We start from the raw sequence: 12,652 nt of genomic DNA on the forward strand, positions 1-12,652 counted from the left end.
ATGAGGAGGTTTTTTATGGAAATCAGAGAAGGGTATATGCCATACCTTGAGTACAAGACATACTACAGGATTGTAGGAAAGAAGACAGGGGATAAGAAGCCGCTTGTTTTATTACACGGCGGACCGGGATCTACACATAATTATTTTGAAGTGCTGGATCGCCTGGCAGAGGAAGATGGCAGAGAATTGATTATGTACGATCAGATTGGCTGCGGCGAGTCTTATGTTGAAAATCGTCCGGATTTGTGGAGACCGGAGGTATGGGTTGAAGAGCTGATTCAGCTTCGTAAGCATCTGGGACTTTCAGAGATGCATCTTCTGGGACAGTCCTGGGGAGGGATGCTTCTTTTGGATTATGTATGTAACTATAAGCCGGAGGGACTTAAGAGCCTGATTCTTTCCAGTACATTGCCTGCGTCCTGGATGTGGGGAGAAGAGCAGCACAGAATGATCAAGGAGCTTCCACAGGAAATGCAGGATGCTATTGAGAAGGCCACTTCTACCGGGGATTACAGCGATCCGGTCTATGTGACGGCTGAGACGGAGTATATGCTTCGCCATGCAGCAGGGGCAGTTACCGAAGACTCACCGGAGTGCTTAAGACGTCCGGTTAAGAAAGGCGGAGAAGCATATGTAGTAGGCTGGGGACCGAATGAATATACGCCGATGGGAACGCTTAAGGATTACGATGTAACAAAGCAGCTGAAGGATATTAAAGAACCTACGCTTGTAGTAAATGGCGGCAATGATCTGTGTACCCCTTATATAGCGAAGTATATGTATGACAGAATCCCCAATTCCAAGTGGGAATTATTCCAGTATTGCAGACATATGTGTTTTGTTGAAGACAATGATAAATATGTAGAAATGATGAAGGAATGGCTGAACGCTAACGACTAGAGAAAATGAATCTGAAGAATAACAGAGAGAGAATAAAAGGGTTTGTGCTGGCTTTTATGGCGGGGCTTTTATGGGGCGGCACAAGCCCTATTGCACAATTCCTGTTTGAGAGGAAGGGGGTCGTATCCTCCTGGCTTGTGCCATACAGGCTTCTTACAGCAGGAATTTTGCTTTTGGGATATGCGGTTGTGAAAAGGATGAATGTGACCGAGATGTGGAAGGATAAGAAAGATGCAGTTCGTCTGATTGCATTTGCGATTCTCGGAATGATGGGGATGCAGTATAGCTTTTTCAGTGCAGTGCAGGAGATGAATGCAGGAACTGCTACGATTTTCCAATATTTGAATCCGGCAATTCTGATTTTGTATTTTGCGGCCGTGTACCATGTAAAACCAAAGAAAAAAGAGATAGTGGCAGTACTGTGTTCCCTGGCAGGTATTTTCCTGGTGGCAACCCACGGGAATCTTCATGAGCTTACGGTTTCTCCGTTGGGAATTGTGCTGGGTCTGATTCTGGCAGTTACCACTTGTTGTTATGGAGTGATTCCTGTACCGCTCCTGAAGAAATTCCAGGCAGAGGCTGTGTGCGCATGGGCGATGCTGATCGGAGGAATTGTGCTGTCGGCAGCTATTCGCCCGTGGCGGTTCCGGACAGAGATTGATGCAGCGGTAGTAATTGGCTTCTTTGCCATTGTAGTGCTGGGAACAATTCTGCCATTTTGCTTTTATCTGGCTTCGCTGAAAAGCATTGGATCTGTCTATGCGGGACTTTTATCAGCAGTGGAACCGGTGGCGGCCACTGTTATTGCGTCTGTGTTTCTGGGAACATCTTTCCAGACAATAGATGTGGTTGGATTTGCACTGGTATTATCGACGATGTTTATATTGAATATCGGTTCTATGAAAGCATAGGGGAGGCTTTGCGGCATATACTTTTAAGTAAGAGTATAGTTTCGGAGTTCTTTATGCAAGAAAAAGAGAGTGGAAGATGGAAGCGTTACGGGACACTTACGCTGGTACTGATGATTGCGCTTATGGGTTCATTTAAATATTTGTCTGGCTTTCAGACAGTTTCCAGTAATGTAAACGGACGGGAGCTGCCGATATACAGCGTAGAGACAGATGAGAAAAAAGCAGCGTTGACATTTGACGTGGCGTGGGGAAATGAAGATACACAGAAAATCCTGGATATTTTAAAAAAATATAATGTGCATGCTGCATTTTTTATGACAGGAGAATGGGTAGAAAAATACCCGGATGAAGTAAAAGCAATTTATGCAGCAGGACATGATTTAGGCAATCACAGTGAGAACCATAAAAATATGAGCCGTTTGTCCGATGAGGAAAAAACGGAAGAAATTATGCGTGCACATCAGAGAGTCAAAGAATTGACCGGTGTGGAGATGAATTTGTTTCGTCCGCCCTATGGAGATTACAATGACGAAGTTATCCGGAATGCACAGGAGAATGGCTATTATACGATCCAGTGGAATGTAGATAGTCTGGACTGGAAAGATTATGGAGTGGACAGTATTGTTAAGGCGGTACTGGATAATAAAGAATTGAAAAACGGTTCCATTATTCTTTGTCATAATGGAGCAAAGTATACGGCTGACGCATTGGAAAGCGTGATTACAGGACTTCAGGAAAAAGGATATGAGTTGGTTTCGGTATCTGAGCTGATTTATAAAGATCATTATCATATGGATGTGACGGGAAGGCAGATAAAAGATTAAAGAAAGGGTATCCTATGGAAACAAGAATATCAGTAATCAGTATTATTATAAAAGATGACGAGGCGGCAACAGCCGTTAATGAATTGCTTCATGAGTACCGTCAATATATTGTAGGAAGGATGGGGATTCCATATCGTGACAGAGGTGTGTCAATCATCAGTGTTGTGATAGACGCGCCGGGAGAAGTAACCAGTGCTTTGTCAGGAAAGCTGGGAATGCAGCATGGAGTCAGTGCGAAGACATTAACGGCAAAATTATAGACAGAGAGTTTTTGTTAAATGATGCCAGGGTCAAAAGGTCTTTCCCACTTATGAGCAAGCTCACGTGGGTTCAGACCTTTTGACCCTGGCATCACTAAATCCTTGTAATTCCGTTTTGTAATTCTTCCGCCCATTTCTGCAAATTGTAAGTTCTTCCACCGAATAGTTTCAGGATTACTCCGGTGGGATGATTGTCATTCGCGAATGCATTAGCTTCGTCTGTGTCAACGTGCATTGCAAGAGCAAATTTAGGGCTGACTCTGACAACAACATCGGCGAATATCAGGGAACGCTCAAAGCTTTCCATTATGACAAAAACTTCGTCATTATCTTTTACGTTCATCTGGATTGCCTGAACCGGAGTCATGTGGATGTGCCGTTTGGCGACGATGACGCCGTGGTCAATATCCAGAGAACCGCAGGGACCGATCAGAGTACAGCCGGGAGTGCCTTCCGTGTCTCCTGACTGGCGGATCATGCCCTTGATTCCAAGTTTGCGGGAATCTGTCATGGAAATTTCCACCTGGGTTTCAGGCCGGTGAGGACCCAGAACCGCTACATTTTCAAAGGATCCTCTGGGACCCTTGACGGTGATTCTTTCCTCGCAGACATATTGTCCCGGCTGGCTTAAATCAGCCTTATAAGTAAGTTCTGCATCCTTGCCGAAGAGGATTTGGAAATCCTCTTCGCTGATATGTATATGCCTGGCGCTTGTTTCAATAGGTATCGCAATTCCCATTGTTGTAATACTCCTTTATAAATCGGATTATTTGCGGTATGCGAAAAGCGGAAGACCGTCTTTGGTCGGAAGTTCTACATGTCCCTGGGTCAGCGGACGTGCGTATTCAACGAATGCAGCGCTGATGTCAGAACCTTCGTTGATGATCCATTCAGCCGGAACAGGTTTTTCTTCATTGCAGATAATGTTCACATCTGCGGTGCCATAAGACAATTCATAAGGCTGGCTTCTGTGGCGGATAAATGTAATCATTTTTCCGGTCTCGCCTGCTAATGCTGCGTGGACGCCATAGCTTCCGGCATTGATGGATTCGTTAAGGTCAACACTTGAGAGCATTGAGCAGGAGCAGCGCTGGCATACGTTCAATTCGATAGAACGTACTTTTACACCCAGTTTTGCTTTTACAAGGTTCTCAAGATATTTGCCGGAACCAGTCAGCATCTTGTGGCCAAAGTTATCGGTACCAACTTCGCTTGCAAATTCACAGATAAAGGTTCCTTTGCCATCATTAATACCTTCGGAAATACATACAACGAGGTTTGGCGTGGTTTTCAGAGCTTCTTCCACTTTAGCGACAAATGCATCCTGGTCAAATGCAACTTCCGGGAGGTAAATTAATACCGGGTTGTCTCCCTCGAATTTGCGGGCAAGCACGCTGGCAGCCGTCAGCCATCCGGCATGTCTTCCCATGATTTCTACGATAGTTACGGATTTTTTGTTGTCATAAACAGAAGCGTCTGTTGCAATTTCTCTTACGGTTGTTGCAACGTATTTTGCTGCACTTCCGAATCCCGGGGTATGGTCTGTTTCTACCAGGTCATTGTCAATTGTCTTCGGAACACCGATAAAACGAATGCTGCTGTCAACCTTTTCTGCGTATCTGGATAACTTGCTTACAGTATCCATAGAATCATTTCCGCCGATATAGAAGAAATAGCCGATGTCCAGCGCTTCAAATTTCTGGAAAAGCGTCGGATATACTTCGTTATCCAGTTCTTCCGGGAGTTTATAACGGCAAGAACCTAAGAAAGCGCCCGGCGTGGTACGCAGAAGTTCTAATTCATTCGTTTCTTCTAAAGATTTCATGTCCATATAATTATCATTTAAGAAACCTTCAATACCATTTACCATACCATAGACATGTCCGATTTCATCGGTTTTCTTAAGTCCTTCCGAAACAACACCATACAGGCTTCCGTTAATAACTGCAGTCGGACCGCCTGATTGTCCGACAAGAAGATTTTTCTTTGTGCTCATGTTTGACCTCCAATTTTTTTCATATATTATTTACTATAACGGAAAATCTTCTAATTTACAATGATATACGAAAATATTTTACAAAGTTTAAGTTGGAAAAAAAGTAAGAATGCATTATACTGTAAGAGGTTATCGAACCAGGGAGGAGAAAATCATGAAGTATATTTCATTTGCAATTCCGTGCTACAATTCAGCCGCATATATGTCCCACGCTATTGAGAGCATTCTTCCGGGCGGAGATGATGTGGAAATTATCATTGTAAATGATGGTTCCAAAGACGATACGTCAAAAATAGCACATGAATACGAAGAAAAATATCCGGAGATTGTCCGGGTGGTTGATAAAGAAAACGGCGGCCATGGGGATGCTGTCAACTTTGGGCTTAAGAGTGCAGCCGGGAAATATTTTAAGGTAGTGGACAGCGATGACTGGGTAAAGGAAGAGTCGCTTCATCGCATTTTGCAGACATTGAGAAATCTCGAGGAAGAGGGCAAGGAAGTGGATATGCTGATTGCCAATTATGTGTATGAGAAGGAGGGAGCCGCGCATAAAAAGGTAATCCATTACCGGAATGTTTTGCCGCAGGATGAGATTTTCCGCTGGTCGGATATCGGGCATTTTCATATGGATCAGTATATTCTGATGCATTCTGTGATTTACCGTACAGATATGCTGAAGCTATGCCAGCTGAGTCTGCCGAAGCATACGTTCTATGTAGATAATATTTATGTGTATTATCCATTGCCGCACGTGCGGAAAATGTATTATATGGATGAGGATTTTTATCGTTATTATATAGGAAGAGAAGATCAGTCAGTTAATGAAAAAGTTATGATAAAGAGGATTGACCAGCAGATATTTGTGACAAAAACGATGATTGATATGTATCAGATGCGAGAGATTGCAAATAAAAAACTGAGGAACTATATGGTTAATTATCTTGCGATTATGATGACAGTTTCTTCTATATTGTTAATCCGTTCCAAAGAGCCGGAGAATCTGGAGAAGAAAAGAGAATTGTGGAAATATCTGAAAAAGAAGGATATGAAAACTTTCCTGCGCATCCGCTATGGGATTCTGGGGCAGACCATGAATCTTCCGGGAAAACCGGGAAGAAAAATTTCTTCTTTGGCTTATTCGGTGGCAAGAAGGCTGATAGGATTTAACTAAAGAAAGGAATATTTTGACCGTCATGGCATACACTACTGTTAGCGTTAATTCGTGTACAGAAGGAACGTCGTTTCCTGTACATGGATACGAAAAACAGGATAAGGAGTGTATATCATGGCGGTTGATTTTAAGTCAAGCAAAACGAAAGAGAATCTGATGAAAGCATTTGCAGGAGAGAGCCAGGCGAGGAACAGATATACCATTGCGGCAGAAACAGCAGAAAAACAGAATATGCAGGCGATAAGCAGTATTTTCCGTTTTACGGCAGAGCAGGAGCGCGCCCATGCGCAGCGATTTTACGAATTACTCAGAGAAATGGAGGGAACCACGGTTGAAATTTGCGGAGGATATCCGGTAGATACTTACGAGTCCATTTTGGAATTGTTGAAATCTGCAGAACACAACGAAATGGAAGAATTTGAAGATGTCTATCAGTCATTTGCCATAGATGCAAAGGAAGAAGGTTTTTTGGAGGCTGCCTCTGCATTTTTCCAGATAGCCGAGATTGAGCATATTCATGCAAAACGGTTTGGGAAATTAAAATCTTTGCTTGAAAATAACGAGTATTTTGAAGGAAATTACATGGGTGCCTGGATGTGCCTGAATTGCGGGTATATTCATGAAGGAGGAAAAGTGCCGGAAAAATGTCCGGTGTGCAGGCATGATAAGGGTTATTTTATTCCACTTGATATGGCGCCGTACACAGATTCGGATATGCTTTAACAGGAAGCAATTTGGTGATATGTCAAGAGGAAAATGAAAAAGATTTTTTTGGAAAAGGGTAACCTTAATAGACCTACGGTCTAAAAGAAACGTAAGTTCGATATATGGTGTGGATTACCTACTCTTTTCCGGAGAGTAGAGTTGGCCCTTGTCCAGCAGACCGAAGAGCAGACGTATAAATTTACGGGAAGTCAACGCGAGTGCTCGTTTATGCTGATGGTTTCTTGTTTCAGCATATTTCTTGTCATAGAAGGCTTTGTATTCGGGGCAGTGTCTTATTACGCTTCCGGTAGCTTCTATGATGTAGTAGCGCAGATATCTGTTGCCAGCTTTGCTCATGTGTTTGTCCTCCGCTACGAAGTCGCCAGAGTCATTATCGTTCCAAACGATACCGCAGTATTTTGCGAGAGCATTGGCATTCGGAAAAGCCTTAATGGAACCCATTTCGGCTAAGATACCGGCTGAATAAACCTTACCGATTCCGGGAATGGAATTCAGTACCGTGTACTCGTCAGGGTTTAGTCCCTGAACTGTTTGAAGGATTGCTTTATCAATCGCTTTCAGTTCTTTCTCAAAAGAACTGATACAGTTAAATGAAGAAGCGATTGAGATAGTAAGTGGCTCATAGAGGCATTTGTCAAGCCGGTATGAGTTGCGGGCTGCAGCCTGTAAGATTTTTGCTGTTTCTTCTGGATCAGCAATACGACCTTTGCTCTTAGAGTTGATAAAAGCGACGAGGCATTCTACTGATGAGTTTACGATATCTTCATTCGTTGTGTACTCAGTAAGAATAGCTTCGGCTGTGGCACCATATTTGTTAGCGAATGGATGTTGTCCATCACGAAGTAATGCATATTCACTGAACTTGAGATAAATGTTGTTAAGCATGTAGGTCTTTTCTCTTGCGATACATTCAGTGATATGCATACGGTGTCTGGTAAGCCGCTGTAGGGCAAGGTATTGGGAACCGCGCCATGGCTTGATTGCAATACGTCCTACACGTGCAAAATCAGCGATCACATAGGAATCTATGCCATCATTCTTTCCAATGTCGTTAAAGGACTTCTTGTAGTTCTTAACTTCCTTTGGATTGAGACAGTAAACCCTGACCGAGAATGGTGCAAGCAGGTCGCTGGCAGAAAGATAATTAGCCAGATGGACACCATAGAAACCAGTGGATTCCATACCGATAACAACGTATTTGAACGAATGGTTATGCGCTAACACATCAGAAATCATCCGTTCTATAAGAACTGCACCTTCCTGAGTGTTTTCTACAGGTTTCATCTTGATGTAGAACTTCTCATGGAAATCAAGTGCAGAAATAACATGAACACGGGATGCAATGTCAATCCCAACAAACAGAGTTGAGAGGTAATCAATATGTTCTTTCACGGATCATCACCACCTTTCGATAAAAATGAAGAAGAGTAATCATGGCTTATCCCAGATCACTACGCCGCCCTAAACCTCGCGTTATGAGCATTACCTGGCAGAAATACCCTGCTGGTGGCTAGATACCAGGATGCAGCATTTGTGTAATAAGTCTTAGCGTAGTATTAGGGTTGCATGCTTTCTTGGCAATAGCAAACGCTTTGCAGGAGTGACGAAGCAATAACCATAGCTACAGTTCTTATGGAACTTATTGTAACATCTGGGACCATGACTATAAAGTAACTTATTAACCAATAGACAGAGAATGGATGAACCAGCATGATTGAAGAAGAATCTTCGGAAAGGATGTTTAGAATTATCCTTCTGTCTAATCAAAAAAGAATAAGTCTGCAAGCTGTTTTCTTGCTTACAAACTTATTATACGAGGAGTAACGAAATATGGAGATTATAAAAACAACTAAGCTTACAAAATACTATGGTAAGGCAAGGGGCATCACCCAGCTTGACCTGACAGTAACACAGGGCGAGTTTTTTGGCTTTATCGGTCCGAATGGTGCAGGAAAATCCACGACAATCCGGACGTTGCTTGGGTTGATTGCCCCTACATCAGGTAGTGCAATGATATTTGGGAAAGATGTCACAAAAGAGAAGGAAACCATTTTGCAGAACATCGGTTATCTGCCCTCAGAGGCATTATTTTATCAAGGGATGAAAGTGAAAGATGTATTGAAACTGTCCGCTGATTTGCGGAAAAAGGATTGCACTGCTGAATCAAAGCTGCTCTGTGAGAGACTGCGGCTTGATACAGACCGAAAAAATGATGATCTGTCATTTGGAAATAGAAAGAAGGTCGCTATCGTCTGTGCTTTACAGCATCGGCCGAAGCTGCTTGTGCTGGACGAGCCGACAATCGGACTGGATCCGCTGATGCAAAAAGAGTTTTTTGACATTTTACGGGAAAGAAATAAGGAGGGTACAACGATTTTCCTGTCAAGCCACATTCTTTCGGAAATTCAGCACAATTGTACCCGCGCGGCAATTATCCGTGACGGCCGAATCATTGCGTGCAATAGTGTAGAAGCTCTCTCAAAAACAAGTGTAAAATGTATTACGGTTCATGGCAGCGTTCCCTTAGAGCGCTTGAGCGGCGTTCGGGATAGAAAGGATACTGAAGGCTCCGTTCGTTTCCTTTACAGTGGTGCTATGGACAGCTTGCTCCGCGTGCTATCCTCCGTTCAAGTGGACGATCTTACGATTACAGAGCCGGATCTTGAGGAAATATTTCTGCATTATTATGAAAAGGACGGTGAGACGGTATGACACTTGTAAAACACGAGCTGAAGCAAGGGAAAATTTTGTTTATGATATGGACGGCCGCTATTGGCTTTCTCCTTGTAATCTGCGTTTTTCTATTTCCGGAAATGAAGGGACAGATGGAGAGTGTTAATGATGTATTTGCTTCCATGGGGTCTTTCACCGAGGCATTCGGTATGGATCGTTTGAACTTTGGATCACTCGTTGGATTTTACGCTGTTGAATGCGGCAATGTTTTAGGCCTCGGCGGTGCATTTTATGCAGCACTTTGTGCAGCGGGTATTCTCAGCAAAGAAGAAAAAGATAAAACTGCGGAATTTCTGCTGACTCATCCTGTCAGCCGGAAAAGAATTATTACGGAAAAGTTGGTTGCTGTACTGCTCCAAATCACAGCGATGAATATCATTATCTATGCTGTTGCTGTCGGTTCCATAGCTGCTGTCGGTGAGGAAATTCCTCTAAAAGAAATTAGTCTGTTGCATCTTGCCTATTATCTGCTTCAGATTGAGCTGGCAGGGATTTGCTTTGGCATTTCGGCATTCCTTCGCAAAGGCAGTGCGGGTGCAGGACTTGGTATTGCCGCAATGATGTATTTTTTAAACCTGATTGCAAATATTGCTGATGTCGCTGAACTTTTGAAATATATAACACCGTTTGGATATTGTGATGGCGCTGATATCGTGACAAATGGCAGGCTGGACGGAGGAATGGTCGCCATTGGTGCCGGTATAGGAATTGGGGGAATCATGATTGCCTATCTGAAATACACGAAGAAAGATATCCATTAAAATACAACAGATAATTGGCAGCAAGAGAAAACGGTGTAACTCTTTTTACTGAGTTACACCGTACCTTACATAATTATTATTTCATAACCGGATGGGTTAAAATAGATTTTACGTGGTCGATTTCCTGCTGGGATGCCTTTTCAGCAGGAACATAGTAGCTTTTTTCCCGTGCGACCTGATAAAGTTTTTCCTGTGACATTTCACATTCATTGCGAAGCTGTTTCAGGCACTGTTTCAATTCCATGTTTTCTGTCTGCGGAATCATTTCGCCGAAACGTGTCAATTCGCCATTGACACCGGTCAATGCGTCGACAACCATAGTTTTTTCGTTTAACATGCTGTACCCTCCTTATAAAAATTTCATAAGATCTTGTTTGTTCTTCATTGCGGAATTTGCCGCATCCTGAAATAATTTTTTGATTTCCGGATCTTCAGTCTGACTTGCATATTCTGTCATTTTGCAGTGGGATGTGTCGTATCCGCCAATCAGATGGCGAAGGTTCTGTAAGTCGAGAACAGATAAATCTGCCATAGCGTATTCCTCCTTTAGCTGGTTGATATTTACCTGGTTAGTATCTCGGAAAAGGGAAAGAAATATACGGTGGAAAGAATTTTTTTTGAAATGAAAATATGATACAATGTTGATGAAATTCATACGAACGGAGGGAAACAGATGAATGTTGGAATATTAGGAGCAGGCCGTATCGCGGTAGCGATGGCACAGACATTAAATGGAATGGAGGATGCATGTGCTTATGCGGTTGCATCAAGGGATATCAGGCGTGCAGAAGAATTTGCAGAAAAGAATCATGTGGAGAAAGCCTATGGTTCTTACGCAGAAATGCTCATGGATGATAAGGTGGATCTGGTGTATATCGCCACTCCGCATTCTCACCATCTGGAGCATGGGAAGCTTTGTATTTCCTATGGAAAGCCGGTGCTTTGTGAGAAATCTTTTACGGCAAATGTGAAGCAGGCGAAGGAGCTTCTTGCTTATGCAAAGGAGAAAAATGTATTTATAACGGAAGCAATCTGGACCCGCTATATGCCTTCCAGAAAATTAATTGCAGATATTCTTAGCAGCGGTGAACTTGGTGAGTTGAAAGGACTCAGTGCAAATCTGGGCTATGACGTGGTGGATAAAGAGCGCATGGTAAAGCCGGAGCTTGCCGGAGGAGCGCTGCTGGATGTGGGAGTGTACCCGCTGAATTTCGCAAGTATGTGTTTTGGAAATGAGATTGAGAAGATTACATCTGCCTGTGTATGGTCGCCAACTGGCGTGGATGCTCAGGATGCTATGATTCTTACTTATAAAGACGGGCGTCTTGCAACGCTTCACGCAGGAATGCTGGCGGCGACAGAACAGTATGGAATCGTCTATGGGACGAAAGGCTATATGATTGCTTATAATATCAACAATGTGGACAGGATTGAGATTTTTTCATCTGACAGAAAATCTATCCGCACAGTGGAAGTGCCAAAACAGATTACCGGGTACGAATATGAAATCCGGGCATGCATGCGGGCGCTGGAAGCCGGAATGCTGGAATGTGAAGAGATGCCCCACAGTGAAACGCTTCAGATGATGGAATGGATGGATAACATCCGTGCCGACTGGGGACTTCGCTATCCCTTCGAGTAACCGGCAGCGACGAAACGAAGGAACAGATTCCGCATTTCCCGCGAAGTTTTGTACATGCATTCCGGATGCCATTGAACACCTACGGCAAAGGGATGATCTTCCACTTCGATGGCTTCAATGATTCCATCGGAAGTTCTTCCGCTGATGAGAATCTGGCCGCCGGGTGTGTGGACGGACTGGTGATGGAAGCTGTTGGTATAGGTAGTTTCTCCACAGATGCTATGAAGAATACTGCCGGGTTCAAAAGAAACTCTATGGGAGACGTCGCTGCGCCGGATGGAGCGCTGCATATGCGACAGCGTAGTTCTCGGAATAAGAGTGTTATCCTGATAAATGGTTCCGCCCAGGGCGGTATTTAATACCTGCATACCGCGGCAGATGGCTAGAACAGGTTTTTGCAGTGAAAGGACATATTCCATGAAAGAAAGCTGGAATATGTCCGTTTTTATGTCTGTGACGCCGGAGGCATCCAGCGGTTCTTCATCAAAGAAGATGGGAGTAATGTCGCCGCCGCCGCAGAAGAGAAAACCGTCGCAGACAGAGCCGTATTGCTGATAATCCAGATGGATGTCTGTGCTGTGGAAGGGGAGGATGGGAAGCAGGAGGGGAAGAGCGCCGGAGCGTTGGATTGCCTCGATGTAATTCTGGCTGACGAATTGTCTTTCATTTTCAAATCCGCAGGTGATAATTCCAATAACAGACTTCATAAATCTCCCTCCATGTAATAT

Annotated in this window: 15 protein-coding genes; 9 read left to right on the plus strand and 6 right to left on the minus strand. The window is 43.6% G+C overall.

Annotated elements, in window-relative coordinates; genetic code table 11:
* The first annotated feature begins 15 nt into the window (after positions 1-15).
* Genes pepI through OCV99_RS01080 form a run of 4 tightly spaced genes read left to right on the plus strand, consistent with a single transcriptional unit; the run spans position 16 to position 2,895 of the window.
* Positions 16-900, plus strand: coding sequence for a proline iminopeptidase (gene pepI / locus OCV99_RS01065; protein WP_158367305.1), 885 nt, complete (start codon positions 16-18; stop codon positions 898-900).
* A 5-nt stretch (positions 901-905) separates the two neighbouring features.
* On the plus strand, positions 906-1,811 hold the full coding sequence (locus OCV99_RS01070) for a DMT family transporter (RefSeq protein ID WP_158367308.1): 906 nt from the start codon (positions 906-908) through the stop codon (positions 1,809-1,811).
* 53 nt (positions 1,812-1,864) lie between these two features.
* Positions 1,865-2,635, plus strand: coding sequence for a polysaccharide deacetylase family sporulation protein PdaB (gene pdaB, locus OCV99_RS01075; protein WP_158367311.1), 771 nt, complete (start codon positions 1,865-1,867; stop codon positions 2,633-2,635).
* A gap of 14 nt (positions 2,636-2,649) precedes the next feature.
* Positions 2,650-2,895 (plus strand): TM1266 family iron-only hydrogenase system putative regulator, encoded by a 246-nt coding sequence (locus tag OCV99_RS01080; RefSeq protein WP_158367313.1) that lies wholly within the window; start codon positions 2,650-2,652, stop codon positions 2,893-2,895.
* A gap of 94 nt (positions 2,896-2,989) precedes the next feature.
* Here OCV99_RS01080 and pduL read toward each other — a convergent pair whose 3' ends face one another.
* On the minus strand, positions 2,990-3,634 hold the full coding sequence (gene pduL, locus OCV99_RS01085) for a phosphate propanoyltransferase (RefSeq protein ID WP_158367315.1): 645 nt from the start codon (positions 3,632-3,634) through the stop codon (positions 2,990-2,992).
* Positions 3,635-3,661: 27 nt separating this feature from the next.
* Positions 3,662-4,891: a 6-phosphofructokinase gene (locus OCV99_RS01090; RefSeq protein ID WP_158367317.1), complete on the minus strand. Its 1,230-nt coding sequence runs from the start codon at positions 4,889-4,891 to the stop codon at positions 3,662-3,664.
* A 154-nt stretch (positions 4,892-5,045) separates the two neighbouring features.
* Between OCV99_RS01090 and OCV99_RS01095 the strand changes: the two genes are divergently transcribed.
* Positions 5,046-6,062, plus strand: a complete 1,017-nt coding sequence (locus OCV99_RS01095) for a glycosyltransferase family 2 protein (protein ID WP_158367319.1) — start codon at positions 5,046-5,048, stop codon at positions 6,060-6,062.
* A gap of 114 nt (positions 6,063-6,176) precedes the next feature.
* Positions 6,177-6,785 (plus strand): rubrerythrin, encoded by a 609-nt coding sequence (gene rbr, locus OCV99_RS01100; protein ID WP_158367321.1) that lies wholly within the window; start codon positions 6,177-6,179, stop codon positions 6,783-6,785.
* A gap of 114 nt (positions 6,786-6,899) precedes the next feature.
* On the opposite strand, the gene OCV99_RS01105 is transcribed toward rbr, so the two are convergent.
* Positions 6,900-8,180, minus strand: a complete 1,281-nt coding sequence (locus OCV99_RS01105; protein WP_158367324.1) for an IS110 family RNA-guided transposase — start codon at positions 8,178-8,180, stop codon at positions 6,900-6,902.
* A gap of 438 nt (positions 8,181-8,618) precedes the next feature.
* Between OCV99_RS01105 and OCV99_RS01110 the strand changes: the two genes are divergently transcribed.
* Positions 8,619-9,500: an ABC transporter ATP-binding protein gene (locus OCV99_RS01110; RefSeq protein ID WP_158367327.1), complete on the plus strand. Its 882-nt coding sequence runs from the start codon at positions 8,619-8,621 to the stop codon at positions 9,498-9,500.
* Entirely contained in the window at positions 9,497-10,282 is a 786-nt protein-coding gene (locus OCV99_RS01115; protein ID WP_158367330.1) for an ABC transporter permease subunit, read from the plus strand. Before OCV99_RS01110 ends, OCV99_RS01115 begins: the two co-directional genes overlap by 4 nt.
* A 76-nt stretch (positions 10,283-10,358) precedes the next feature.
* Here the strand turns inward: OCV99_RS01115 and OCV99_RS01120 are convergent, their stop codons facing one another.
* Together OCV99_RS01120 and OCV99_RS01125 are read right to left on the minus strand one after the other, a co-directional pair.
* Positions 10,359-10,619 (minus strand): spore coat protein, encoded by a 261-nt coding sequence (locus OCV99_RS01120; RefSeq protein WP_158367333.1) that lies wholly within the window; start codon positions 10,617-10,619, stop codon positions 10,359-10,361.
* A gap of 12 nt (positions 10,620-10,631) precedes the next feature.
* Positions 10,632-10,814: a hypothetical protein gene (locus OCV99_RS01125; RefSeq protein ID WP_158367336.1), complete on the minus strand. Its 183-nt coding sequence runs from the start codon at positions 10,812-10,814 to the stop codon at positions 10,632-10,634.
* Between the two features lie 141 nt (positions 10,815-10,955).
* Here OCV99_RS01125 and OCV99_RS01130 point away from each other — a divergent pair, with 141 nt between their 5' ends.
* Positions 10,956-11,924, plus strand: a complete 969-nt coding sequence (locus OCV99_RS01130) for a Gfo/Idh/MocA family protein (protein ID WP_158367338.1) — start codon at positions 10,956-10,958, stop codon at positions 11,922-11,924.
* Here the strand turns inward: OCV99_RS01130 and OCV99_RS01135 are convergent.
* Complete coding sequence (locus OCV99_RS01135) at positions 11,909-12,631, minus strand: gamma-glutamyl-gamma-aminobutyrate hydrolase family protein (RefSeq protein ID WP_158367340.1); 723 nt, start codon at positions 12,629-12,631, stop codon at positions 11,909-11,911. The two genes, OCV99_RS01130 and OCV99_RS01135, sit on opposite strands and share 16 nt — an antisense overlap.
* Between the last annotated feature and the right edge of the window lie 21 nt (positions 12,632-12,652).

This window comes from Dorea acetigenes, assembly GCF_025567385.1.
Taxonomy (GTDB): domain Bacteria; phylum Bacillota; class Clostridia; order Lachnospirales; family Lachnospiraceae; genus Claveliimonas; species Claveliimonas acetigenes.

Excerpts from the sequence above, each read along its gene's own strand:
- OCV99_RS01120 (WP_158367333.1), bottom strand. The coding sequence starts at position 10,619 with ATGTTAAACGAAAAAACTATGGTTGTCGACGCATTGACCGGTGTCAAT.
- OCV99_RS01110 (WP_158367327.1), top strand. The coding sequence starts at position 8,619 with ATGGAGATTATAAAAACAACTAAGCTTACAAAATACTATGGTAAGGCA.
- OCV99_RS01070 (WP_158367308.1), top strand. The coding sequence starts at position 906 with ATGAATCTGAAGAATAACAGAGAGAGAATAAAAGGGTTTGTGCTGGCT.
- OCV99_RS01080 (WP_158367313.1), top strand. The coding sequence starts at position 2,650 with ATGGAAACAAGAATATCAGTAATCAGTATTATTATAAAAGATGACGAG.
- pepI (WP_158367305.1), top strand. The coding sequence starts at position 16 with ATGGAAATCAGAGAAGGGTATATGCCATACCTTGAGTACAAGACATAC.
- OCV99_RS01095 (WP_158367319.1), top strand. The coding sequence starts at position 5,046 with ATGAAGTATATTTCATTTGCAATTCCGTGCTACAATTCAGCCGCATAT.
- pduL (WP_158367315.1), bottom strand. The coding sequence starts at position 3,634 with ATGGGAATTGCGATACCTATTGAAACAAGCGCCAGGCATATACATATC.
- OCV99_RS01115 (WP_158367330.1), top strand. The coding sequence starts at position 9,497 with ATGACACTTGTAAAACACGAGCTGAAGCAAGGGAAAATTTTGTTTATG.
- pdaB (WP_158367311.1), top strand. The coding sequence starts at position 1,865 with ATGCAAGAAAAAGAGAGTGGAAGATGGAAGCGTTACGGGACACTTACG.
- rbr (WP_158367321.1), top strand. The coding sequence starts at position 6,177 with ATGGCGGTTGATTTTAAGTCAAGCAAAACGAAAGAGAATCTGATGAAA.
- OCV99_RS01130 (WP_158367338.1), top strand. The coding sequence starts at position 10,956 with ATGAATGTTGGAATATTAGGAGCAGGCCGTATCGCGGTAGCGATGGCA.
- OCV99_RS01135 (WP_158367340.1), bottom strand. The coding sequence starts at position 12,631 with ATGAAGTCTGTTATTGGAATTATCACCTGCGGATTTGAAAATGAAAGA.
- OCV99_RS01090 (WP_158367317.1), bottom strand. The coding sequence starts at position 4,891 with ATGAGCACAAAGAAAAATCTTCTTGTCGGACAATCAGGCGGTCCGACT.
- OCV99_RS01125 (WP_158367336.1), bottom strand. The coding sequence starts at position 10,814 with ATGGCAGATTTATCTGTTCTCGACTTACAGAACCTTCGCCATCTGATT.